Genomic DNA, 22409 nt, shown 5'->3' on the forward strand with positions numbered 1-22409 from the left:
CCGCGTGGCTGCGAAGATCCGGGCCATGGCCACGATCTGTGTCACCGGCGCCAGCGGGCGAGCCGGCCGTGTCACTGTCCGCGACCTGCTTGAGCATGGGTACGAGGTGGTCGCAACGGATGTGGTGGCGCCCAAAGAGGACCTTGGTGTTCAGGTGCTGCGCGCCGATCTGACCGACTACGGGCAGGCGATCGAGGTCCTTCAGGGCGTGGACGCGGTGGTTCACCTCGCGAACATCCCGGCGCCGGGGATCCACACACCGGTCAGCACGTTCACGGCCAATACCAGCATGAATTACAATGTGTTCACCGCGGCGACCACGCTTGGCCTGCAGCGGGTGGTGTGGGCGTCGAGTGAGACCACGATCGGGTTGCCCTTCGATGTGCCGCCGCGCTACGCCCCGATTGACGAGGCGCACTACCCGCATCCGACTTCGTCCTACGCTTTGTCCAAGGTCACTGCGGAGACGCTGGCTGAGCACTTCGCTGCGTGGTCCGGGATTCCGTTTGTGGCGCTGCGTTTCTCCAACATCCTTGGGCCGGCGGAGTACGAGCGGTTCCCGTCGTACTGGGAGGACGCGACGGCTCGGAAGTGGAATCTCTGGGGCTACATCGACGAGCGGGACGCGGCGGCCGCGTCCAGGGTGGCGCTGGAAGCCGATGTCACGGGCGCCAGCAGTTACATCATCGCCGCCGCGGACACGGTGATGAACCGGGCGTCGGCGGAGCTGCTGCGGGAGGTGTTCCCGGACACGCCGTTGACCAAGGAGATCGGTGAGTTCGAGACGCTGCTGTCCATCGACCGCGCCCGCGCTGTACTCGGCTTCAACCCGCGGCACTCCTGGCGCGACCACCAGGGCTGATCCGGACAGCTTGACAAAGTGGCATCTCGGAATCGGTGAAATATGGCCCTTTGGGGATGCCGCTTTGACGCGCAGGCTTCAGGGAGAAGCCGGCCACTGCTGACGAGGACCCATCCCGATGTACGTTCCCGCCCACTTCGCCCCCGACGACGACGCGGTGCAGGAGTTGCTGACCCATCACGGCGCTGCCGATCTGGTCACCTCCACGCCCCAAGGTCTGGTCGCGACCCTGCTGCCCTTTGTCTACGATCAGGAGCGCAACCGCCTGCTCGGGCACGTGGCGCGTAACAACGAGCACTGGCGCCAACCGGCACAGGGCGAGGCGTTGATCATCATGCGTGGCCCCGACTCCTACATCACGCCTTCCTGGTACGCCTCGAAAGCCGAGCATGGGCGGGTCGTGCCCACATGGAACTACGTGACCGCGCATGTGTACGGAACGCTGACAGTGCACGATGATCCGGACTGGGTGGCTGATGTGGTGCGCCGCCTCACCAGTCACCACGAAGGCGGCCGGCCGGATCCGTGGTCGGCCGACGACGTGCCGGCGAAGTTCTTCACTGGGCAGTTGCGGGCCATCGTGGGCATCGAGGTCGCCATCACCCGGATCGAGGCCAAGTTCAAGCTCAGTCAGAACCGTCCGCCCGCCGACATCGACGGCGTGATCGCCGGACTCCGGCAGTCCGGCGACGAGGTAAGCGCGGCCGCAGTCGAACACCACAGGCGGTGACGGCGGACTACGCGGGCGGGTAGGCCGTGGTGATGCCGGTGAGGATGAGCGCGATCCCTGCGAGGAACTGCTCGCGGTCGTCGTGCTCGCGTAACTGGTCGGCGACGGCCCGGGTGAACGGGTAGTCATCGGGATCGAGCTTCTCCCATGCGGTGGATACGGAGTCGAGGAACTCGCTGCGATCCACTCCGGCGCCGAGAACGCGGCCGTTCGCGGAGTTCTGCCCTGCGGCGCCGAGGATGTAGTGCATCAACGCGGAAGACGCTGTGAACCAGCTGCCTTTTGGCACACCCAGCGCGCGGACCTGCTGGCCGATACTTTCGATGATCCGCGGCGTCACCGACGACCAGGGGCTGCGGGAAAGTTGCGTGGCCAGCTGTGTGGCCAGCCACGGGTGCCAGTCGATCGCGTCGAACAGACCTAGTGCGACCGCACGGATCTCGTCCTGCGGCGAGGCCGGAGGCTCGGCGGGCTCGATGTCCAGAGCGGCGGCCACGACGGCATCTGTTGCCGCGCCGAGCATTTCGTCCTTGTTGCGCACATGCCAGTAGATCGCCCCGGGCCCGGTGGCGAGGCGTTCGGTCAGTGCCCGGAACGTCAGCCCGCCCTCGCCGTCCGCGTCGAGCAGTTCGACGGCGGCCTCGACGATGCGCTCCCGGGAGAGCGCATCAGTACGTGACTTGCGTGTCCGCTGTGTGCGCTGTGCCATGCCCCCATCTTGACATGTCTGGAACGTTGTTCCAATATGGTCGACTGGAACGGCATTCCATAACCTGAAGGAGTCACCATGAACGTCACGATCATCGGCGCCGGCCTCGGCGGCCTCACGCTCGCCCGCGTCCTGCACGGCCACGGAATCCCAGCCACGGTCTACGAAGCGGAGCCGTCACCGGCGGCACGGGCGCAGGGCGGCATGCTCGACATCCACGACGACACAGGCCAACCGGCTCTCCAAGCCGCAGGCCTGATCGACGAGTTCCGCAGCCTCATCCTGGAGGGCCGCGAGGCCACCAGGGTCCTCGCCTCGGACGGGACCGTCCTGTTCGACGACGACAGCACGCGAGGGCGGCCTGAGGTGCTGCGCGGCGAGCTGCGACGGATCCTGATCGAGTCGCTCCCGGCCGGCACTGTCCGATGGGGACACAAAGTCAGCGGCGTCCGTGCCCTCGGTGAGGGCCGTTACTCGGTCACCTTTGCCGATGGCGGTAGCGTCACCACAAGCCTGCTGGTCGGCGCAGATGGGGCGTGGTCGCGGGTCCGGCAGCTGCTGTCGGATGCGGTACCGGAGTATGTCGGCAGGTCGTACATCGAGACCTACCTGTTCGACAGTGACACCCGGCACCCGGCCACCGCGAAAGCAGTCGGTGGCGGGTCGATGTTCGCGCTTGAGCCGGGGAAGGGAATCCAGGCACACCGGGAAAGCGGCGGAACGCTCCATACGTACGTAGCGCTCTCCCAGTCGCAGGGCTGGTTCGCCGGTATCGATTTCACCGATTCAGTCGCGGCCACCGCACGGTTAGTGCAGGAGTTCGACGGCTGGGCACCAGAACTCACGGCACTGATCACCGACGGCGACACCGCGCCAGTCCTGCGCACCATCTACGCCCTGCCTGTCGAGCACCGGTGGGATCGCGTGCCGGGAGTGACCCTGCTCGGCGACGCCGCCCACCTCGCAGCCCCAAACGGCGAAGGCGCCAACCTGGCCATGTACGACGGCGCCGAACTCGGCAAAGCCCTCGCCGCACACCCGGACAACATCGAGGCCGCACTCACCGAATACGAGCAGGCCTTGTTCCCCCGCAGCGCCGTGGCCGCCGCCGAGGGCGTCAACCTCCACGGCATCATGTTCGGCGACAACACACCCCAGAGCATGATCGACATGGTCACCGGACACGAGCAAACCCCATGAACAGTTGGACCGGCTGTGCCTTGCCCCCTTTTCGTCCGAGGGGGTTGGCCTAGAGCGAGCGATACTGGCCGGGTGCCACGTCGTAAGCACGTTTGAATGCCTTGGCGAAGGCGTATTCCGAGCTGTAGCCGCAGCGGGTCGCGATGGTGCGCAGCGGGGCGGTCGACTCGCGGAGCATGCGTGCGGCGGTCGTCATACGCCACCAAGTCAAGTACGCCAACGGGGTTTGGCCGACGATTGTGGTGAAGCGTTTGGCGAACGCCGCTCGGGACAGGCCGGCTTGGGCCGCGAGGTCGGTCACTGTCCACGGCTTGTCTGGATGGCGGTGGATCTGGTGGAGTGCTGTGGTGATCGCCGGGTCGCGTAGGGCGCTTGCCCAGCCGATTGTGTCGCGGGGCTGCTCGTCGAGCCATGCTCGCAGGACGTAGAGCAGCAGCATGTCGACGAGTGGAGGCAGCGCGGCCTCGGTGCCGGCGCGTGGGTCGCTCAGTTCGTTGCCGAGCAGTTCGACCGCACTGCGTAGCGACGGGTGCTGCCCGACGCGGTTCGGCAGGTGGATGATCATCGGCAGGTCGGCGAGCAAAGGGTGCGGGCGGGTGGGGTCGAACGTGTAGTAGGCGCACAACAACTCGGTCGCCGGGCCGGTGCCGCTGATGTGCATCTCGTCGAGCGGCGCGGTGTCGTGGGTTTCCGGTTTGAAATCGACGATTGGGCTGCCTGGTTGATCGACGAGGGCATAGCCGTCGCCGTGCGGAGTGAACAGCACGTCGCCGACGCCGAGCGTGAGTGGTTCGCGCTGCGGGGACAACAGCCAGCACGAACCGGACAGGACAACATGGCAGCCGGCGGCCGTGCCTCGATCGAAGCGCACACCCCATGGCGAGTGGCTGGTGGTGCGAGCCGCGGACGGCCGACCGGTGCGCATGGCAACCAGCACGTCGCTGAGTACGTCCATGCGAAGACTCTAGGACATCTTTTCGAGCTTCTGAACCATCCACACGCTCGTCAAAGCTCCATAACGTGAAGGACATGACATTCCACGTAGTACTCGGCGCCGGTCCGACCGGCACTGCGACCGCCCTGCGACTGGCCGAATCCGGTGACGATGTCCGGGTGATCACCCGGCGCGGTACCGGCCCGTCCCATGCCCGGATCGAGCTCGTCGCCGCTGATGCCTCGAACGCCGACACGCTGACCGCGCTGGCCGAGGGCGCGGCCACACTGATCAACTGCGCCGCGCCGGCGTACAACCGGTGGCCGGAGGAAACACCCGCACTGTCCGCCGCGCTGCTGGGTGCGGCCGAGCGGACCGGCGCGGGATACGTCAACCTCAGCAACATCTATGGCTACGGCTCGGTCGACGGCTCGCTGTCCGACGACCTGCCGATGCGACCGACGACGATCAAGGGCCGGGTGCGGGCGCGGATGTACCTCGACGGCCTCGCTGCGCATGAGGCGGGCCGGTTGCGGTTCGCGGAGGTCCGGCCGGGTGACTTCCTGGGCGGCGACGCGATCGCGATGTTCAACCTGTTGATCGGCCCACAGACGTTGGCGGGCAAGGAAGTGGTGTTCCCCGCGGACCTGGACGCGACACGCAGTTGGACGTACATAGGCGACGTGGCCAGCACCTTGGTGGCTGTGGCCAGGTCCGAGCAGTCGTGGGGCCGGGCGTGGCACACGCCGCAGACGTCCGAGATGTCAGTCCGGGAGATCGCGATCCGGTTCGCCGAGGCGGCCGGGGTACCGGCGCCCGAGATTCGCGAGATGACTCCGCTGGAACTGCATACCGCGGTCCTGGCGGACCCGATTATGGCCGAGTCGGCGGAAATGCAGTATCTGTACCTCCGGCCGTCGGTCATTGACTGGTCACGAACGGCGGCGGCATTCGACTTGAAGCCCACCCCATTGGACGACGTATTGCGCGAGACCGCGGCGGTACTGCGTTAGCCACGAATTCTGGCCGTGTGGAAGTGCGACGGCGCCGCATGCCACGTTCGGGTGCCGTCGCTACTCCATTTGGGTTATTCTTGTTAGGTGCTGTCACGCGTCCCGCGCTGAGCCGGATAGGTCCGATACACGGACTGCAGGGTTGGGTGAGGGCCATGACAGTCGATCTGGAATTGGGGTTGGTCTGGGACGCCGACCAGTCGGACTTCGAGGTCAACCTGCGCCTGAGCGGGGCGAACGGCCTTGATGACGTCGATTTCCTGTCGCACGCGATCAGTATCGACGCCGACGAACTGCGCGAGCTGCACTACGACGAACGCCAATACGGCGCGCGGCTGAGCGATATGGTCTTCGCCCGGCAGAAGATCAAGGATTACTACCACAACGCGGTGCGCTCAGCGCAGGACCAGAACGTGCATTTCCGCCTGCATCTCAGCGGTCCGCCGCGGTTTCACCAGTTGCGGTGGGAATCGCTGCGTGCGCCTGGCGACAATGCCACGCCGATCGCCACGACTGGCAAGTTCCTGTTCTCGCGGTATCTCAGCGGTGAGAACTGGCCGCTGATCCCCAGCAGGCGGCAACGGGATCGGCGCGCCCTGATCGCGGTGGCAGCGCCCAGCGACGTGGTGGACGGGTGGCAACGAGCGCCAGTGGACCGCAAGGCCGAAATAGAGCGTGCGCGTGCCGCGCTGGCGAACTACCGCGTGGAGGAGCTTCAGGTGGCGAGCCTGCAGCAGATCGCCTCGCGGCTGGACAAGGAGCGGTTCGAGGTGCTGTACCTCGTCGCGCACGGCTGGCTCACCGACGATGTTCCGCGCCTGCTGCTGGAGAAGGCCGACGGCACGGGAGACATGGTCGACGCCCGCAGGCTGGCCGAACGCGTTCACGCCCTGGACAACAAACCGACGCTCGCCATGCTTGTCTCATGCCAGTCCGCCAACGCCGGTGAGAGCTCGGACTCCGGCGCCTTGGCGGGCTTGGGGCCCAGGCTCTCGGGAGCGGGGATCCCTGCTGTGGTCGCGATGCAGGGCAACATCACGATGACCACCGCGCAGACGTTCGTGACCGAGTTCTTCGACGCCTTCCGCGACGACCCGTTCGTCGACCGGGCGATGACCAAGGCCCGGCTGGCCGTGCGGGACCGGCGGGACTGGTGGGCGCCTGTGCTCTTCTCCCGGCTGCGGTCCGGTCGTGCCTATCACGTCACCACGTTCCCGGAGGACGCCGGCGACCTCTGGGACAATCTGTCGCTGGCGTTGACCGGCAAAATGGTGACCCCGGTGCTCGGCCCTGGCCTGGCCGAGCGCATTGTCGGCTCGCGCTCGGAGATCGCCCGGCGGTGGGCCCTGCGCTGGCAGATGCCGATCGTCTGGCACGGGCGCAGCAACCTGGCCCAGGTCGCGCAGTACCTGCGGGTGACCAAGGACCCCGACATGGTGCCGCTGTATCTGAAGCAGTTCCTGATGTCGGATCTGCGTGAGCGTGTGGAAACCCCGCCGCACCAGGCGTTCCGCGGACTGCCGGCGCGGCTGCTGGAGGAGGCCGACCCGGTGGAGGTCATCCTGGAGGTCGGCAGGCGGATGCGCCAGGACGACCCCGACGACCCGTTCCGGGTGGCCGCCGGGCTGCCGGTGCCGATCTTCGTCACCACCGGCTGGACCAACCTCCTGCAGGATGCGTTGCAGGAACAGGGAAAACGACCACTGACGATATGTTATCCCTGGCATCGCGAGAAGACGTGGCAGGACATCGCCGGGGCCCGGCAGACGGCCGCGCCGACTGTCAGCGAACCTTGGGTGTGCCACCTGTTCGGGCGCCTGGACGACCCACGGTCGCTCGTGCTCACCGAGGACGACTACTTCGCATGGCTCACCGCGTGGGTGGGCAAACGCAGCCAGTTGCCCCCGTCTTTGTCGTATCTGAAGACCGCCCTGAGCGTGCGCAAGCTGCTTTTTGTCGGCTACCAGTTGCGGGAATGGGACTTCCAGGTGCTCTTCCAGGGCATCCAGACCTTCGAGGGCCGCGACCGCAGGATCAAGAACGTCGGCGTGCAGCTCATGCCGGACGTGGACGTGATCGAACCGGAGGCGGCCCAGCGGTACCTGGAGTGTGCGCTCGCGGACGTCAAGATCTTCTGGAGCGACACCACCACGTTCATGGCGGAGCTGCGCAAGCAGATGGAGTCGCGGCGATGAGCAGGACGAGCAACCCCTACATCGGGCCACGTGCCTTCCGGACGACCGAGAAACTGCCCAACCGCGATCGTGAGGCCAGCGAGCTGGTCAACCTGGTGCTGGCGGAGCGTGTGGTGCTGCTGCACGCCCCGTCCGGCGCGGGAAAGACCTCGCTGATCCAGACATCGGTGATGAAACAGTTGCAGGACTTGAAGTTCACGCCCACCGCGGCGTTGCGGGTGCAATGCCCGCGACCGTCCGTGGGCAACTGCAACAGGTATGTCTTCTCGCTCGCGCTGAACCTGTTGGGGCCGGACGAGGTCGGCCTGGAGCGGCTGGCGGGGATGAGCCTGTCGCAAGTGCTGGGGCATGCGATCGGCAAGCGCGACTACCGGGTGATCGTCATCGACCAGCTCGAGGAGATCCTCACCCTGGATCCCAGTGACCTGCCGGCCAAGGAGGAGTTCTTCTGCCAGCTCGGCGAGGCGATCGAGAAACACTCGCTGTGGGCGTTGCTGGCTGTGCGCGAGGACTATCTCGGTGGCATGGAACGCTTTCTGCAGTTCATACCCGGTCAGATGCGGATGACCTACCGCCTGGACTTTCTCGGGCGTGAGGACGCACTGGCCGCTGTGCGCAATCCGGCGCTGGAGCGTGGCGTGGAGTTCCCGGACGCCGTGGCCGAACAGCTGGTCGACCGGCTGGCCGGCAACGGCGGTTTTGTCGAGCCGTTCCAGCTGCAGGTCGTGTGCCGTCAGCTCTGGCGGGACCGGAATCCGGCCGCGGCCACGATCGAGGTGAGTGAGGTCGAGGAGGTGGACATCGACCGCGCTCTGGGCAAGTACTACTCGCGGTGTGTCGCCGACATAGTCGCCAAGGCGAATGTGCCTGAACGGGTGATCCGCGACTGGTTCGAATACGCCTTGATCAAGGATTGTCTCCGGGTCCAGACAATGCGCGGACCGGATGTGGGGGACCTCGAGCAGGAGGTGCTCTCGCGCCTGGAGGAGATGTATCTCATCCGCGGTGACACGCGGGCCCAGACTCGGTGGTACGAGCTCGCGCACGACCGGCTCGTGGGAGTCGTGCTGGAGAACAACCAGAGCTGGCAGCTGCATCACCTCGACAGCTGGCAGGTGGCCGCGTACGAGTGGGACCGGCACGGTCGCGACCCCAGCTTCCTGCTGCCCAAGAAAAAGCTCAACTATGCTCCGCTGAGCGTCAGCCGGCTGCTGGAGCACGAGCAGGCCTTTCTCCATGAATCCTCCAAGGGAGTGAAGTGGCGGGCGAAGCTCGCGGCGACGATGACGCGTGTCCTGGTTCCGTTGGTGCTGATCGAGCTCGTCGTGATCATCCTGCTGGTGGTGCTGTGACATGGGCGACCTGGTGGAGTTCAACGGAATCGACGCGGACACCGGTGGATACCTGTTCCCGGGGCGGTCGCTCGACGAGCTCGTGGCGGCCGTCCGGAGCCAGGACACCGCGTCGCCATTCTTGCGGGCGATGTGCTACCGCCACGACCTCGCGGAAGCGAACTATGGTGTGGCGTCCTTTGCGGACGACAGAGACGACCTCGGGCAGACTGGCTGGGGCGTTCTGTCGGCACAGGACGCCGACCCGCGAGTGCTGGACGCGCTGCGGCCATTGCTGGACCTGCGCAAGAGCCAGGCCGGCAGCTACTACCGGGAGTTCGTGGTAAGTCCGGGTGACGACGCGAGTACTTTTCTGCGGCGCCACGGGATGGGGCCGGATCCGGCTGATCCACGCAAGGTGCCGTACTACCTGCTGATCGTCGGCCCGCCCACGGAGGTGCCGTTCACTTTTCAGTACCTTTTGGACGTTCAGTACGCAGTCGGCCGGATCGACTTCGATTCGGTGGCGGAGTACGAGGCCTACGCCCTGGCGGTGTGCGAGGCGGAGGCGCGGGACAGCGCGAAGCTGCCTGTTCACCTGTTCGGCACCTGCAATCCCGGGGACCGGCCGACGAAGCTGAGCTCGACGCAGCTGCTTGAGCCGCTGGCACGGGAACTGATCGAACTCGCGCCTGGAATCCAGGTGACCAAGGACATCGGGGAGCAGGCGACCAAGGATCGGTTGTCCGAGCTGATATCCGGCGGCCCTGCCGTGTTGTTCACCGCATCGCACGGGCTTGGCAGGGCAAACGGGGAAGCGCGGGACATCCAGGGTGCCTTGGTGTGCCAGGATTGGCCTGGACCGCTGGCCGCGAACGGGATACTGCCCGGACACTACTACTCGGGCACTGACGTCACAGGCCCCGTCGCGCCCCGCGTGGTCTTCTCCTTTGCCTGTTACAGCGCGGGATTTCCGACTGAGCCGTATGTCGCGCGGCTGCCGCAGCGGTTGCTCGCCCATGGTGCTCTCGCGTTCGTCGGTCATATCGATCGGGCGTGGGGCTACTCGTTCCTGTGGAGCGGTTCGAGCGCGCACATCACTGCCATGATGAGCTGCGTCCTGGCCATCCATAAAGGACGCAGGATCGGCAACGCGATGGAAGACCTCAACATCCGGTGGGGGACCATCGCGGCCACACTGACTGTGCGCCTGGAGGAACTGAAGGAACGCAAGAACGTCGACGAGCGCGAGCTTGCCTGGCTGTGGACCGCGAGCAGCGACGCCCGCAACTACGTGTTGCTCGGCGATCCCGCCGTACGCGCCGGTTGAACGGAGATGCCCGATGTCGCAGGAAACCGTGCCCGGTCACGACGATCTGACCTACAACCTGCTGAATTTCGACGAGCAAGGCCGCGAACGCGGTTCCGGCAGCCGTGAGGTCCTGGCCCGAGCCGAGGCCGAACAGCCGACTGACCTGTTCGTTTTCAGCCATGGCTGGAACGGCGACGTGCCGGCGGCCAGATCCCAGTACGGCCGATGGATCGCGACCATGGCGGCCTGCGCAGCCGATCGCGAACGCGCCCACGACTCGCCAGGCGGGTTCCGATCGCTGCTGGTCGGGCTGCACTGGCCCAGCAAGGCCTGGGGCGATGAGGAAATCGGCACCGACCCGGTGGTGGAGCGGTTCGGTGGCAGTCCCGAGGCACGCGCGGCGATCGGGACGATCGTCGACCATGCCATGACCGACATCGAGCCTGAGGTCCTGCCACCGGAGGTGGTCAGCGCCTACGAGAAGCTGGACGGCCTGGACGACGACAAGTCAACGGAAGGCGATCGGGTCCCGTTCGACGCCGAGCAGCTTTACCAAGGATGCCGGTTGGAGGACGATCCGGTGTCGTTCGGCAGCTTCGGTTTCGGCGGGATACTCGCGCCGCTGCGCGTGCTGTCCTTCTGGAAGATGAAGAAACGAGCCCGTACCTTCGGTGAGACCGGTGCGGCCGCGCTCGTGGGCCAATTGCAGCAAGCGGCTTCGGACGCGCGGATTCACTTGGTAGGACACAGCTTCGGCTGCATCGTCACGTCGGCCGCGGCAATGGGCGCCGCCCGCCCGGTCGCTTCGCTCTCGTTGATCCAGGGCGCGATGTCGCTGTGGTCGTTCTGTTCCGCCGTGCCCGCGCGACCGGCGATGGCCGGGCATTTCCGGCCGCTTGTGGCCAACCGGATGATACGTGGCCCGGTCGTGGTGACCAGGTCGGTGTTCGATCGGGCAGTCGGGACATTCTATCCGCTGGGCGCGTGGTCGGGTCAGCAGCTGGCGTTCGAGGCAGACGAGTGGCCCCGATATGGCGGCATCGGTGTGCACGGCCTGCATGGCCCGGATGTCGATGTGGTGGAGCACCAGGACGTACGGGCACTGGGGGAGTTGACGCCGGGCAAGGTGCACAATGTGGACGCTCGCACGGTGATAGCCACGACTGACGGTATCGCAGGCGCACACAACGACATCTGCCATCCTGAGCTGGGACATCTGGTCTGGCAGGCAGTAGCTGCCAGTCGCTGAGCGGGGCTCAGACGGGAATCCGCAGGGTGAAGGTCGACCCTTGACCCAGCACGCTAGTTGCCTGGGCGGTGCCGCCGTGGGTCTCGGCGAGTTTGCGGACAATGGCCAGGCCCAGGCCGCTTCCGCCGGTTTGGCGGCTGCGGGATTTCTCCGCGCGCCAGAAGCGGTCGAACACGTGGGGCAGGTCCTGCGGGCTGATGCCGGTGCCGGTGTCCACGACCTTGAAGACCACGTCCGGGCCGTCCTGCTCGGCGGTCACCGTGATCGAGCCGCCTGGCGGGACGTGGCGCAGGGCGTTCGTGACGAGATTGCCCAGCATTTGCCGGAGGCGTACGGGGTCCGCGTTCACGGTCAGGTTCTCCGGTGCGGACGCCGACAGTGTGATCTCACCCTGTGCGGCTCGGGGGAGGTAAGTGGCACGCAGCTGCTGCAGTGCGGGCGTGACCAGTATTTGTTCCTGGTGCAGATGCAGTTTTCCGGCGTCGGCCGCTGCCAGGTCCTGCAGGTCGTCCACGATGCGCTGGAGCATCAACGACTCCTTGAGCAGCAGTGCGATCAATGCGGGGTCGCGTTCGCTGATTCCGTCCTGTGCGGCCTCCAGCCAGCCACGGATGTTGCTCAAGGGGGTGCGCAGCTCGTGGGCGATGTCGCTGACCATCACCTTGCGGCTCTGTTCCAGCCGCTCGCGGTTCTCCGTCATCGTGTTGAATGCCGTGGTCAGCTGCGAGATCTCATCTCGGCCGCGGACTGGCACGTGCGGGGTCGCGTCGCCGGCCGCCATCCGGTGAGCCGCGCTGGTCAGGGCCTGCAGCGGGCGGACCAGCCGTATGCACACCGTCGCCGTGACGGCCACCACGACCAGGAGGATCGCCGCTGCCACGCCCGCTATCCACCCCCAGTTGCCGGACGACAGATCGAACGATGTGGTCGGTGTACCGGTCGGGCTGGTGACGAACAACAGCGCGGCGGGCGCCACGTACGGCGCGAGCTGTTCCTGCCGGGACGACTTCACACAGGCCGCCACCGTGGGCTCGTCCGGGATCGGCCGCCCGCTGCTCTGCGATCTCGCCGGGGTGTAGTGCAGGTTCAGCTCGACCGGCGGCAGGTTGCGCCGGGCGAGGCAGACGTTGACCAGGTCCTCCAGCGCCATCAGGGCCTGGAAGTCCGCGGCCGTGTCGGTGGGCAGCCGGACGCTGAAACAGTCCTTCGGCTCGAACCCAGGCGTGATCTTGGCCTGGGTCTTGTTGAACCGCAGACAGGTGAGCGTGTCGGTGTTGTCCTCGCGGACGCGGTCGTTGATCGGTGTCCGGAACGGTCCCAGCACACGCTTGTCGATCCGGTCGGCGGGCGCGTCCGGCACGAGCAGCGGGTTCACGGCGAGCGCGTCCACCTCCGCCGACGCTGTCGCGGGCAACGGCGCCCCATCGCCACCGAAGTCGACAATCGGCTTGCGGTCCTTTGTGAGCAGTGCGATCCGTCGGTTCGGGTGCTGGTCTATGAGCCCGTTGACGACATACCGCACCTCGGACCAGTCCTTGTGCGTCACCGCGTAGGTGAGCAGCGATGTGTAGATGTTGTTGTCCGCGGCCAGTTCCCGGCCCTGCTCCTGCTGCAGCGTCGTGCGGGTGATCTGCGCCGCGATCCATGCCGTCGCCGCGATCGAGCACATGGCGACGAGCACGGTCACCGCGAGGATGCGGACGAAGATGCTACGGCGCATCAGACCCGCCGGCCGTCAGCTTGTATCCGAAGCCGTAGACAGTGAGCAGGCGCTTGGGCCGGCGTGAATCCACCTCGATCTTGCGTCGCAGGTTCTTGACGTGCGCGTCGATCGTCCGGCCGGTGATGTAACGGTCGAAGCCGTGCATGCTCTCCAGCAGCTGTTCCCTCGTGAACACCCGGTCCAGGTCGCTCGCCAGCGTCTGCAGCAGACGGAACTCGCCGGGCGTGCATTCGATCTGTCTGCCCGCGACGCTGACCTCGTGCCGGACCGGGTCGATGACGAGCGATCCCGCGCGCAGCAACGGGTCAGGCTGAGCCGGTGCCTGCTGTCCCCGCCGCAGCAGGGTCCGTACGCGGGCAACGAGTTCCCTGGGGCTGAACGGTTTTGTCATGTAGTCGTCCGCGCCAAGGGCGAGCCCGAGCAGCATGTCGTCCTCTGTGGACCGCGCGGTCAGCATGAGCACCAGCGTGTTCGACTCGGCCCGCAGCACACGGCAGACGTCCAGACCGTCCACTTCAGGCAGCATCAGGTCCAGGACGAGAAGATCGGGCCGGTGGCGGCGCGCCGAGTCGATGGCTTGACGGCCGTCGGCCGCCAGCACCACCGTGTGGTGGTCGGACTCGAGGTAGCGCCGCAACAGTTCGGCCTGATCCGCGTTGTCCTCGGCGATCAGGATGAGTGCGCACACCTTGGCGATGATAGGCAGGCCGCGGCCGGGCGCATCGGAAGCGCATCACGGGATCACAGGTTCCTCACAAGTCTCGTAGATCATCTCCGCATGCCGAAGTCCCGCCGCCGTGCGACTGTTGTCGTGACGGCCGCACTCATCGCGGTCGTCATCGCGTCCGCCGTGGCACTGATCGTCCACAACCGCCCACCGGAGCCCACGCCCGCCGGAGCGCCCCAGGTCAAGGTCGCTACCGTGCGCAAGGCGGATCTGGCCAACACGAAGTCCATGCAGGCCATGATCGGATTCGGCACGCCCCGGCAGATCAAGGGGACCGGCACGGGAGTGGTGACCAGGCTGCCCGCCGTCGGCGACGTCGCCCAGGCCGGCAAACCGCTGTACTGGGTGAATGACCAGCCCGTCCCGGTGTTCTTCGGCCCCACTCCGCTGTTCCGCAAGCTGGAGGCGCCCGGCGCCAAGGGCTCCGACGTGGCCATGATGATGGACAACCTCGCCCGGCTCGGCTACCAGGTGGGTCGCAGGCCCAAGGACGACACCAAGGCCGAGCTCACGCCGACCGTCATCGAGGCCATCAAGAAGTGGCAGCGCAAGGCCGGGCTCGAGGACACAGGCACGGTCGACGTCGGCCAGATCCTCGTCCTGGACACCCAGGTGCGGGTCGCGTCCGTGCAGGCCCAGCCGGGCGCCGCGGCGACCGAGCAGCTGTTCACGGTGACGCCGAACAGCAGGGTGGTCACGATGTCGGTGCCCATGACGGAGGCGGGCGGGCTCAAAGCCGGCACCTCGGTGTCGCTCGTGCGGCCCGACTCCAGGCAGGTCCCGGCGAAGATCCAGTCGGCTACCCCCGCGGTGCCGAATCCCGAGGCACAGGGTGGTGCCGGTGCCGAGCAGAAACTCGACGTCGTGATGGTCGCGGACGACCCGGCCGACGTCGCCGACCTCGCCCCGGCGCCGATCCAGCTGAACATCACCACCGAGAGCCGCTCCGGCGTGCTGACCGTGCCCGTCGAAGCGCTGGTCGCGCTGCGTGAGGGCGGGTACGCCGTGCAACTGCGCGGCGGGGAACTGCGGGCGGTCAAGACGGGCCTGTACTCGCAGGACAAGGTCGAGGTCAGTGGATCGGGCATCACCGAGGGCCTCGAAGTGGTGACCGCTTCATGAATACCGTGCTTGAACTACGCGGAGTCAGCAAGCGCTATCCCGGCGGCGTGACCGCGCTGGACAGCGTGTCATTGAAGGTCATGGCAGGTGAGCTGCTGGCCATCGTGGGGCCGTCGGGCTCGGGCAAGACCACCCTGCTCAACATCATCGGCACGCTCGACCTGGCCACCGAGGGTGTCGCCGAGATCGACGGGCACGACGTCCTGCGGCTGTCGGACCGCCGGCTCTCGGCGTTGCGGTCCAGCCGTCTGGGCTTCGTCTTCCAGCAGTTTCACCTGTCCGACGGGCTCACCGCGACCGAAAACGTGGCCACTGGCCTGCTCTACGCCGGGGTACGGCGCCGCAAGCGCAAGGCGCTCGCCGTGGCCGCGCTCGAACGCGTCGGGCTGGCACACCGTGCCGACCACCTTCCGCCGCAGCTGTCCGGCGGTGAACGCCAGCGTGTCGCCATCGCCCGGGCTGTGGTCAACCAGCCCGCGCTCGTCCTGGCCGACGAGCCGACCGGCGCATTGGACAGCGCGAACGGCCGGGCCGTGCTCGACCTGCTGATCGAGCTCAACCGGCAGGGCGCGACGATCGCGGTGATCACCCACGACCGGGATGTCGCCGCGATGCTGCCGCGCCAGATCGAGATACGCGACGGGCGGATCGTCGCTGACACCCGTAGGGGACCGCGTTGACAGACCAGCTTCACCCGGCGCGGTTGTCGTTCGGCGACATGTTCCGGCTCGGCCTGCTCGGATTGAGTACCCGCAAGATGCGTGCGGCGCTGTCTGCGCTGGGCATCTCGCTGGGCATTGCGACCATGGTCGTCGTGACCGGCATCCCGGCGTCCAGCCAGCGCGCACTGATGGACGAGCTGACGTCCTTGGGCACCAACATGTTGCGTGCCCAACCGGCACAGCGCCAGGAGACACCAGTGCTGCTGCCCGAGGCCTCGGTCGGGATGGTCGAACGGATCGGACCGGTCACCGCGGCCGCGGCGGTAGCCAACACACACACGCGGGTGCGTCGTTCCGATCGGCTGGATCCCAGCCACAGCTCGGACCTCACCGTGCTGGCCAGCAGTCTCGGCCTGCTGGAAACAGTCAACGGACAAGTCCAAAGCGGACGGTTCCTCACCGACGCGAACGCGGGGTTCCCCGTGGTGGTGCTCGGATACGTGGCCGCGGGCAGGCTGGGGATAGACCGGATCCCCGATGGCGACGCCAAACCGGCCGTCTACATCGGCGATCGCTGGTTCACGGTGGTCGGCGTGCTCGGCCCGATGCCGCTGGCGCCCGACATCGAACGGTCCGTACTCGTCGGCTGGGACGCGGCCCGCAAGGAACTGCGATTCGACGGCCACCCCACGGTGGTCTATGTCAAGGCGCACGAGGAGTCCATTGAGGACGTCCGCCGGGTGATACCGGCCACCTTGTACTCCGAGGTTCCAGGCCTCGTACAGGTGAGTCGTCCGTCCGACGCGCTCGCCGCCAAGCGCGCCACCCAGAATTCGTACGCCGCGCTGTTCCTCGGTCTGGCCGGGGTCGCGTTGCTGGTCGGTGGCGTCGGGGTAGCGAACACGATGGTCATCTCGGTGCTGGAACGGCGCAAGGAGATCGGCCTGCGCCGGGCCCTGGGTGCGACTCGCGGCCAGATTCGCGGACAGTTCCTCACCGAAGCCGTTCTGCTGTCCGGCCTGGGTGGACTTGTCGGCACCGCGCTCGGTGTGCTTGCCACGTTCGGCTACGCCACCGCACAGGCCTGGCCCACTGTCATACCGGCGACGGCGATGACGGGCGGCGTACTCGCCGCTGTTGTCGTCGGGATCGTCGCCGGTCTCTACCCGTCCATTCGCGCTGCCCGGCTTACCCCGACGCAGGCACTTTCCGCCCAGTAATACGGAGTCCACAATGAGACAACTCGCTGGAATGCTGGTGCTGGCCGCGGCGCTGGCCGCGTGCTCGACGCCCGAGCAGAAGGCACCCGAAATCGCGTCGCTGAACACGGGCGGCGCAGCCCCTTCTGCTCCCGCCACCACCACGACGACCGAGCAACGCCCCCGGGAACGGCTGGACATGACCTCGGAGGACATCGACGCGCTGTACGAGGTGTACAGCCGCTGTCAGGCGGAACACGGTGTGGACAAGAGCAAGTTCGAGAAGAGCGGCGTCCCGTCCAAGGAGGTGATGGATGCCGCGAACAAGGCATGTCTGTCGAAGAACCCGCTGCCGCCATGGGAGAAGGACGCGAACAACCCCGAAGCGGTGGACTTCGCCCAGCGCGTCGTACAGTGCTTGCGCGGCAAGGGCGTCCGCTACGTCGAGGTGGACAACCAGCCGGGGGAGGAGGCGGTCAGCTACGCGTTGGGCGGCCCGAACAACGACTCCCAGTCCATCACACTCGGGCTCCAGTACTCCAAGGAGTGCGAGATCGCAGCCTCCCGCAAGTAGGCATTCACAGGTGGCCGCGGGCCAGGCGATGGTGAGCCTGCCCGGCCCGGCTGGAAAACTTGCCGACCATGCGAGAGGTGGGCAACGGCCGGTACCAGCTGGTGCGCGAACTCGGCCGCGGCGGTATGGGGGCGGTGTGGCTCGGGCTCGACACGATGCTGGGACGTGAGGTCGCCGTCAAGGAGCTGATGGTGCCCGGTGGCGTTCCGCATGACGAGCGCGCCGTCTACCAGGAACGGGTGCTGCGGGAGGCGCGGATCGCCAGCAGGCTGGCCGATCCCGCCGTGGTCACGGTCTACGACCTGATCAAGGAGCACGACCAGACGTACATCGTGATGGAGCTGATCAAGGGCCCGACCCTGACCGAGCTCGTCGACCGTGACGGTCCGCTGAGCACTGCCGCCGTGGCCGCCCTCGCGGGGCAACTGCTGTCGGCGCTGGAAGCCGCGCACGAGTCCGGCGTGGTGCACCGGGATGTCAAGCCGGGCAACGTGATGGTGCCGGTGAAGGGGTCGGCGAAACTCACCGACTTCGGCATCGCCCAGGCGTTGGACGATCCGCGACTGACTGCGACCGGCTCGCTGATCGGTTCGCCCGCCTACATGTCGCCGGAACGGGTTTCCGGCGGGGCGGCCTCGCCCGCGTGGGACATGTGGGCGCTGGGCGCGACGTTGTTCTTCGCTGCCGAGGGACGTGGTGCGTTCGAACGCGACAGCACCTCGGCGACCATTCTCGCGGTGATGACCGAACGCCCGGAACCGCGATTAACCAGCGGACCGCTCGTCGAGCTGATCATGGGACTGCTGGAGCCGGACCCCGGACTGCGGCTGCGCGCACCCCAGGCGCAGCAGTTGATCAACCGGATCGCCGGCCAGTCGCAGCCGGTGGACCTGCCGACCCAACGCGTGAGCCCCAGCCCGCGGCCCGTGAAACGCGGCCGCGCGATGGCGATCGGTGTCGGGCTCTCGCTTCCGGTGCTGGTCGGGGCCGTCGTTTTCCTTGTGCTCAACCAGGGCAGCCTGTTCGGCCTGACCGGCGGCAGAGCCGGGTCCGGCAATACGACCACGTCCACCACAGTGCCGGCGGCCTCGTCCCGGGCCATGCAGCCCGTGCTGACCGTCGGACCGGACGGGGACATCAAGAGCGAGCTGCTCGGGGCGTACCGCGAAAGCTGCATCAACAACTGGATACCCGCGAAAGGCGTGCCGGATCCCAAGTCGAGAGTCGGCTGTTACGGGCCACACGACGTGGAATGGCTGGATTCGATCCTGGTCAACGCCGAGCCGGAGAAGGACGTGCCTTATCCGTCCCTCGAAGAGCTGGCCAGACGGGGCGGCAGCGAATGCACCCAGAAGTTCCTCTCCGCCGAGGTGACCGGCCAGAACAAAGAGGACACCCTGCGCTACTGGGTGATCGTCCCCACCGCCACGGCATGGCAGCTGAAGACGACAAGCGGTGGTTACCGCACCTCGGACCGCATCATCTACTGCTTCGTCGGCAAGGCCGACGGCGGAAAGCTGACCGACCCGGTCGTCGCCGACAAGTGACGTTCCGGGCCGGTCCACCCAGGCGGCAAGAGTGGCCGCCACGTATCGCTCGAACCCTAGCGATACGTGGCGGTGGTGGTCTCGAAGGCCAGCAGCTGCCGGGTGGTGACGTTGTAACTCATGGTCAGATACCGGCCTGGTGCGATTTCGGCGCTGGTGGGGTTGGCCTGGTCGCCGTGGCCGGAGTTGTAGAGCAAGGTCTTCGGATAACCGGTCCAGGGTCCGGCTGGGTCGGCGATCAGGGCGCCGAAGGTTGGGCGGTTGGCCACGCCGGGATCGCCGTAGGTCAGCAGCAGTGCACCGCTGCTCGTGAGCAGTTGGTGGTGGGAGGCCGTCGTGATGTCCGACTGCGTGAGCGGGGTCCAGGTGCGGCCGTCGTCGTTGGAACGGGTGATGAACGACGGCACGTTCTTGTTCTGGATCTTGTCGAACGAGCGGATCAGCATCACCAGTTGCCCACTGGGCAGGCGCGTGACGTTGGGTTCCTGGTACAGGTAGCGGTCGTTGTCGCGGGCGGCGAACACTTCGGCTGAGGCGTCCCAGGTGCGGCCGCCGTCGTGGCTGCGCGCGACATAGGCACCGGAGCCGTACAGCGGCTGCAGGACATCCCCGCCGGGGATCTCCACTGCTGGTGCGTGCAGCCAGTTCCCGCCCTGGTTGCTGGCGATCCTGACGGGGGTGGCGAACGTCGTGCTGCCAGGGGCCATCCGTGCCACGAAACTGCCGCGGTTCGACGAACCGGAGCCGGTCCAGTCTGTCTGGAAGAAACTCAGCAACACCGTGCCGTCCGCGAGCTGCGTGAGTTTGGGGTCGCGGTTGTCATAGGCGTTGCTGACCGCGACCGTTGGCGGGGTCCACGTCCTGCCGTTGTCGGACGAATAGGTCAGTTTGATGACACCGTTGGCTTCGGTGTGTCCGGCCGCCGAGTGGTAGACGGCCATCATGCGGCCGTCGGCGAGCTTGATCAGATCCGGGAAGCGGGCCTCGATCCCGGCCGGCTCGGTCGCCACCACGGACCCGGTGGAGACGATGTCGAGGTTGTCGATGTAGGTGTCGGTCCCGGTCGGCTGGGTACCGGAGGACGCCACTTCGAAGCTGGTGATGTCGCCGGCAGCGTCGGCGCGCACGCTGGTCCGGTACTGCTTGCCCGCGACTGTGATGCCCGCCCACGTGGCCGAGGCATCGATGACCACCCGCGTCCACGCGTTCGGATTGTGCAGCCCGGCAACGGTCGCGAGATCTCGCCAGGCTGTGCCGTCGTACACGGAGATCACGCCTGTCGTGCTGCCTGCGGCCGGGGGCCGGATCAGAAACCGCCACGCCCCCGTGTCCTCACTCGCGCCGCTGCCGTGCACCGCGAGGATCGTGGACTGGCTCGTGCTCTTGGCGAGCAGATCGAACGTGAACCGTTTCGCCGGCAGGCCGTTCTGCAGGAAGAGCACGCGCGACTGCGCGCTGGAGGTGGAGTCCACGACCCGCACCGCCCGCGTCTGCACCCCACCGACCGTCACGTTCTGCACAGTGGCAGTGCCATAAGTGCGTGTGCCGGATGGTGCTTGCCCAACAGTCTCATTGTCGAACGTACGGACCGCGGCGTGTGCGGTACCAGGGATCAACACCGGCACGGTGGCGGCCAGCGTCAGGACAATCAGCCTGCTGAAGGCTTTCGAGCGCTTCAAGGATCCTCCCAGTGGTGATCGTGCGCGAGCTTCGTACCACCGCGTGATCGAATCGGACAGCCTTTGCCGGATAACGCAATTGTCGGCGCCCCCGCGAAAAGGGGTGGTTTCACCCATGCCCCGCGGTGCCGGTCTCTGTGACGCTCACGGGACCCGCGATGAGGCGTGTGACAAGGGAGGTCGTGGTCATGACGGTGGCGCACCTGCAGATTCCGCAGGGGAACCTGTTCGTGGCCGGACGGTGGGTACCGGCAATGTCAGGCGCCGGTAGGGAAATCCTCAACCCGGCGACGGGCGGGGTACTCACCACAGTGGCCGATGCGGGGCCCGCGGATGTGGACCGTGCTGTGCAGGCGGCCCGGACGGCGTTCGATTCCGGTGTCTGGCCGGGACTGAGCCCGCGGGCGCGTGGCCGGATCCTCCTGCGTGTAGCCGATCTGCTACGGCATGAGGCCGAGGAGTTCGCCGAGCTGGAGTCGACGGATGTCGGCAAGCCGATCACGTTCACGCGCAACATAGACGTACCGACCGCCATCGAGACGTTCGAGTACTACGGCAGTCTTGCCGCCGGGATCGAAGGTGCCGTTCGTGCCACCGCGTTCCCCGCCATGGCGTACACCCGACGCGAGCCGATCGGTGTCGTCGCCGCGATCACACCCTTCAACTTCCCGCTCATTCTCTCCTGTACGAAAATCGCGGCGGCATTGGCGGCCGGGAACACGGTCGTGCACAAACCGGCCGAGGAAACTCCGCTCACGGCGTTGCGGCTCGCTGAGCTGTTGCAGGACGCGGGTGTGCCGGACGGTGTGTTCAATGTGGTGACCGGGGGTGCGTCGGCCGGCGAGGCGCTGGTCCGGGACGCCCGTGTGGACAAGGTCGCGTTCACCGGCTCTACGTCGACCGGGAAGCGGGTGGTCGCCCAGGCGGGGGAGACGCTCAAGAAGGTGACTGTCGAGCTTGGTGGCAAGGGCGCGAATCTGATCTTCGCGGACGCCGATCCGGCCGCCGCGGTGCACACGGCCATGTCGGGCTTCGTGTTCAACACCGGCCAGTTCTGTATGGCCGGGACGCGCCTGCTCGTCGAGCGGCCGGTCTACGCCGACGTCGTGGACGCGCTCGCCCAGGCCTGCTCCCAGGTGCGGGTCGGTGATCCACGCGCGCCGGAGACCGTCGTCGGCCCGATGGCGGGTCCGAGGCACCTGGCCAAGGTCCAGTCCTTCCTGGACACCGCGGAGGATGACGGGATCAGGGTGATCCGCGGCGCCGCTCCGTCCACTTCGGATGGGTTCTTCGTGGCGCCCGCAGTGCTGGTCGGTGCCGGGCAGGAGTCCCGCTACGTGCAGGAGGAGATCTTCGGCCCGGTACTGACCGTCCAGCCTTTCGACACCGAGCAGGAGGCGGTCCGGCTGGCCAACGGCACTTCGTACGGGCTGGCGGCCGGGCTGCAGACACGCGACGTGAGCAAGGCACACCGGGTGGCGGCCGCCTTACAGGCCGGGATCGTCTGGGTCAACGGGTGGGCGATGCTGGACGTCGCGATGCCGTTCGGCGGCTGCAAACAGTCCGGTTACGGCCGGGAGAACGGTCCAGAAGGGCTTGATGAGTACCTGCGGACGAAGTCGGTCGTCGTCGCACTCTGAC

19 protein-coding genes are annotated in these 22409 nt (G+C 66.9%); 14 read left to right on the forward strand and 5 right to left on the reverse strand.

Annotated elements, in window-relative coordinates:
- The first annotated feature begins 4 nt into the window (after positions 1 to 4).
- Together JOF56_RS34405 and JOF56_RS34410 are read left to right on the forward strand one after the other, a co-directional pair.
- Complete coding sequence (locus JOF56_RS34405; RefSeq protein WP_209643610.1) at positions 5 to 862, forward strand: NAD-dependent epimerase/dehydratase family protein; 858 nt, start codon at positions 5 to 7, stop codon at positions 860 to 862.
- A 118-nt stretch (positions 863 to 980) separates the two neighbouring features.
- Complete coding sequence (locus JOF56_RS34410; RefSeq protein WP_209643611.1) at positions 981 to 1592, forward strand: FMN-binding negative transcriptional regulator; 612 nt, start codon at positions 981 to 983, stop codon at positions 1590 to 1592.
- A gap of 7 nt (positions 1593 to 1599) precedes the next feature.
- On the opposite strand, the gene JOF56_RS34415 is transcribed toward JOF56_RS34410, so the two are convergent.
- Positions 1600 to 2301: a TetR/AcrR family transcriptional regulator gene (locus tag JOF56_RS34415; RefSeq protein ID WP_209643612.1), complete on the reverse strand. Its 702-nt coding sequence runs from the start codon at positions 2299 to 2301 to the stop codon at positions 1600 to 1602.
- A gap of 78 nt (positions 2302 to 2379) precedes the next feature.
- Here JOF56_RS34415 and JOF56_RS34420 point away from each other — a divergent pair, with 78 nt between their 5' ends.
- Positions 2380 to 3501, forward strand: coding sequence for an FAD-dependent oxidoreductase (locus JOF56_RS34420; protein WP_209643613.1), 1122 nt, complete (start codon positions 2380 to 2382; stop codon positions 3499 to 3501).
- Positions 3502 to 3550: 49 nt separating this feature from the next.
- Here JOF56_RS34420 and JOF56_RS34425 read toward each other — a convergent pair whose 3' ends face one another.
- Positions 3551 to 4456: an AraC family transcriptional regulator gene (locus JOF56_RS34425; protein WP_209643614.1), complete on the reverse strand. Its 906-nt coding sequence runs from the start codon at positions 4454 to 4456 to the stop codon at positions 3551 to 3553.
- A 74-nt stretch (positions 4457 to 4530) separates the two neighbouring features.
- On the opposite strand from JOF56_RS34425, the gene JOF56_RS34430 reads away from it, so the two are divergent.
- The 5 genes from JOF56_RS34430 (at position 4531) to JOF56_RS34450 (ending at position 11535) form a co-directional block, all read left to right on the forward strand.
- The gene (locus tag JOF56_RS34430) at positions 4531 to 5448 is read left to right on the forward strand and encodes an NAD-dependent epimerase/dehydratase family protein (RefSeq protein WP_209643615.1); all 918 of its coding nucleotides are present in this window, start codon (positions 4531 to 4533) and stop codon (positions 5446 to 5448) included.
- Positions 5449 to 5603: 155 nt separating this feature from the next.
- Complete coding sequence (locus JOF56_RS34435; RefSeq protein WP_209643616.1) at positions 5604 to 7643, forward strand: CHAT domain-containing protein; 2040 nt, start codon at positions 5604 to 5606, stop codon at positions 7641 to 7643.
- Positions 7640 to 8995, forward strand: coding sequence for an nSTAND1 domain-containing NTPase (locus tag JOF56_RS34440; RefSeq protein ID WP_209643617.1), 1356 nt, complete (start codon positions 7640 to 7642; stop codon positions 8993 to 8995). Before JOF56_RS34435 ends, JOF56_RS34440 begins: the two co-directional genes overlap by 4 nt.
- A 1-nt stretch (position 8996) precedes the next feature.
- Complete coding sequence (locus tag JOF56_RS34445; protein WP_209643618.1) at positions 8997 to 10304, forward strand: hypothetical protein; 1308 nt, start codon at positions 8997 to 8999, stop codon at positions 10302 to 10304.
- Between the two features lie 13 nt (positions 10305 to 10317).
- Entirely contained in the window at positions 10318 to 11535 is a 1218-nt protein-coding gene (locus JOF56_RS34450) for an alpha/beta hydrolase (protein ID WP_209643619.1), read from the forward strand.
- Between the two features lie 7 nt (positions 11536 to 11542).
- Here the strand turns inward: JOF56_RS34450 and JOF56_RS34455 are convergent, their stop codons facing one another.
- Both JOF56_RS34455 and JOF56_RS34460 read right to left on the reverse strand, forming a co-directional pair.
- Positions 11543 to 13255, reverse strand: coding sequence for a sensor histidine kinase (locus JOF56_RS34455; protein WP_209643620.1), 1713 nt, complete (start codon positions 13253 to 13255; stop codon positions 11543 to 11545).
- Positions 13245 to 13946: a response regulator transcription factor gene (locus tag JOF56_RS34460; RefSeq protein WP_209643621.1), complete on the reverse strand. Its 702-nt coding sequence runs from the start codon at positions 13944 to 13946 to the stop codon at positions 13245 to 13247. Before JOF56_RS34460 ends, JOF56_RS34455 begins: the two co-directional genes overlap by 11 nt.
- A 90-nt stretch (positions 13947 to 14036) precedes the next feature.
- On the opposite strand from JOF56_RS34460, the gene JOF56_RS34465 reads away from it, so the two are divergent.
- The 5 genes from JOF56_RS34465 (at position 14037) to JOF56_RS34485 (ending at position 19089) form a co-directional block, all read left to right on the forward strand.
- Positions 14037 to 15107 carry a peptidoglycan-binding protein gene (locus JOF56_RS34465; RefSeq protein WP_209643622.1) on the forward strand — a complete coding sequence of 357 codons (1071 nt, stop codon included), beginning with the start codon at positions 14037 to 14039 and terminating at the stop codon, positions 15105 to 15107.
- A complete protein-coding gene (locus tag JOF56_RS34470) occupies positions 15104 to 15787 on the forward strand; it encodes an ABC transporter ATP-binding protein (protein ID WP_209643623.1) in 684 nt (227 codons plus the stop codon). Before JOF56_RS34465 ends, JOF56_RS34470 begins: the two co-directional genes overlap by 4 nt.
- Before the next feature lie 38 nt (positions 15788 to 15825).
- Positions 15826 to 16989, forward strand: a complete 1164-nt coding sequence (locus JOF56_RS34475; protein ID WP_245380406.1) for an ABC transporter permease — start codon at positions 15826 to 15828, stop codon at positions 16987 to 16989.
- Between the two features lie 13 nt (positions 16990 to 17002).
- Positions 17003 to 17542 (forward strand): hypothetical protein, encoded by a 540-nt coding sequence (locus tag JOF56_RS34480; RefSeq protein ID WP_209643624.1) that lies wholly within the window; start codon positions 17003 to 17005, stop codon positions 17540 to 17542.
- A 68-nt stretch (positions 17543 to 17610) separates the two neighbouring features.
- Entirely contained in the window at positions 17611 to 19089 is a 1479-nt protein-coding gene (locus JOF56_RS34485; protein ID WP_209643625.1) for a serine/threonine-protein kinase, read from the forward strand.
- Between the two features lie 56 nt (positions 19090 to 19145).
- On the opposite strand, the gene JOF56_RS34490 is transcribed toward JOF56_RS34485, so the two are convergent.
- The gene (locus tag JOF56_RS34490; protein WP_209643626.1) at positions 19146 to 20768 is read right to left on the reverse strand and encodes a sialidase family protein; all 1623 of its coding nucleotides are present in this window, start codon (positions 20766 to 20768) and stop codon (positions 19146 to 19148) included.
- Between the two features lie 188 nt (positions 20769 to 20956).
- Between JOF56_RS34490 and JOF56_RS34495 the strand changes: the two genes are divergently transcribed.
- Positions 20957 to 22408, forward strand: coding sequence for an aldehyde dehydrogenase family protein (locus JOF56_RS34495; RefSeq protein WP_209643627.1), 1452 nt, complete (start codon positions 20957 to 20959; stop codon positions 22406 to 22408).
- Position 22409: the final 1 nt, after the last annotated feature.

The organism is Kibdelosporangium banguiense, from assembly GCF_017876405.1.
GTDB classification, from domain to species: domain Bacteria; phylum Actinomycetota; class Actinomycetes; order Mycobacteriales; family Pseudonocardiaceae; genus Kibdelosporangium; species Kibdelosporangium banguiense.

Bases quoted from the DNA above. Each gene is read 5' to 3' on its own strand.
- JOF56_RS34410 (WP_209643611.1), top strand. From the start codon at position 981: ATGTACGTTCCCGCCCACTTCGCCCCCGACGACGACGCGGTGCAGGAG.
- JOF56_RS34415 (WP_209643612.1), bottom strand. From the start codon at position 2,301: ATGGCACAGCGCACACAGCGGACACGCAAGTCACGTACTGATGCGCTC.
- JOF56_RS34420 (WP_209643613.1), top strand. From the start codon at position 2,380: ATGAACGTCACGATCATCGGCGCCGGCCTCGGCGGCCTCACGCTCGCC.
- JOF56_RS34425 (WP_209643614.1), bottom strand. From the start codon at position 4,456: ATGGACGTACTCAGCGACGTGCTGGTTGCCATGCGCACCGGTCGGCCG.
- JOF56_RS34430 (WP_209643615.1), top strand. From the start codon at position 4,531: ATGACATTCCACGTAGTACTCGGCGCCGGTCCGACCGGCACTGCGACC.
- JOF56_RS34435 (WP_209643616.1), top strand. From the start codon at position 5,604: ATGACAGTCGATCTGGAATTGGGGTTGGTCTGGGACGCCGACCAGTCG.
- JOF56_RS34440 (WP_209643617.1), top strand. From the start codon at position 7,640: ATGAGCAGGACGAGCAACCCCTACATCGGGCCACGTGCCTTCCGGACG.
- JOF56_RS34445 (WP_209643618.1), top strand. From the start codon at position 8,997: ATGGGCGACCTGGTGGAGTTCAACGGAATCGACGCGGACACCGGTGGA.
- JOF56_RS34450 (WP_209643619.1), top strand. From the start codon at position 10,318: ATGTCGCAGGAAACCGTGCCCGGTCACGACGATCTGACCTACAACCTG.
- JOF56_RS34455 (WP_209643620.1), bottom strand. From the start codon at position 13,255: ATGCGCCGTAGCATCTTCGTCCGCATCCTCGCGGTGACCGTGCTCGTC.
- JOF56_RS34465 (WP_209643622.1), top strand. From the start codon at position 14,037: ATGCCGAAGTCCCGCCGCCGTGCGACTGTTGTCGTGACGGCCGCACTC.
- JOF56_RS34470 (WP_209643623.1), top strand. From the start codon at position 15,104: ATGAATACCGTGCTTGAACTACGCGGAGTCAGCAAGCGCTATCCCGGC.
- JOF56_RS34475 (WP_245380406.1), top strand. From the start codon at position 15,826: ATGTTCCGGCTCGGCCTGCTCGGATTGAGTACCCGCAAGATGCGTGCG.
- JOF56_RS34480 (WP_209643624.1), top strand. From the start codon at position 17,003: ATGAGACAACTCGCTGGAATGCTGGTGCTGGCCGCGGCGCTGGCCGCG.
- JOF56_RS34485 (WP_209643625.1), top strand. From the start codon at position 17,611: ATGCGAGAGGTGGGCAACGGCCGGTACCAGCTGGTGCGCGAACTCGGC.
- JOF56_RS34495 (WP_209643627.1), top strand. From the start codon at position 20,957: ATGACGGTGGCGCACCTGCAGATTCCGCAGGGGAACCTGTTCGTGGCC.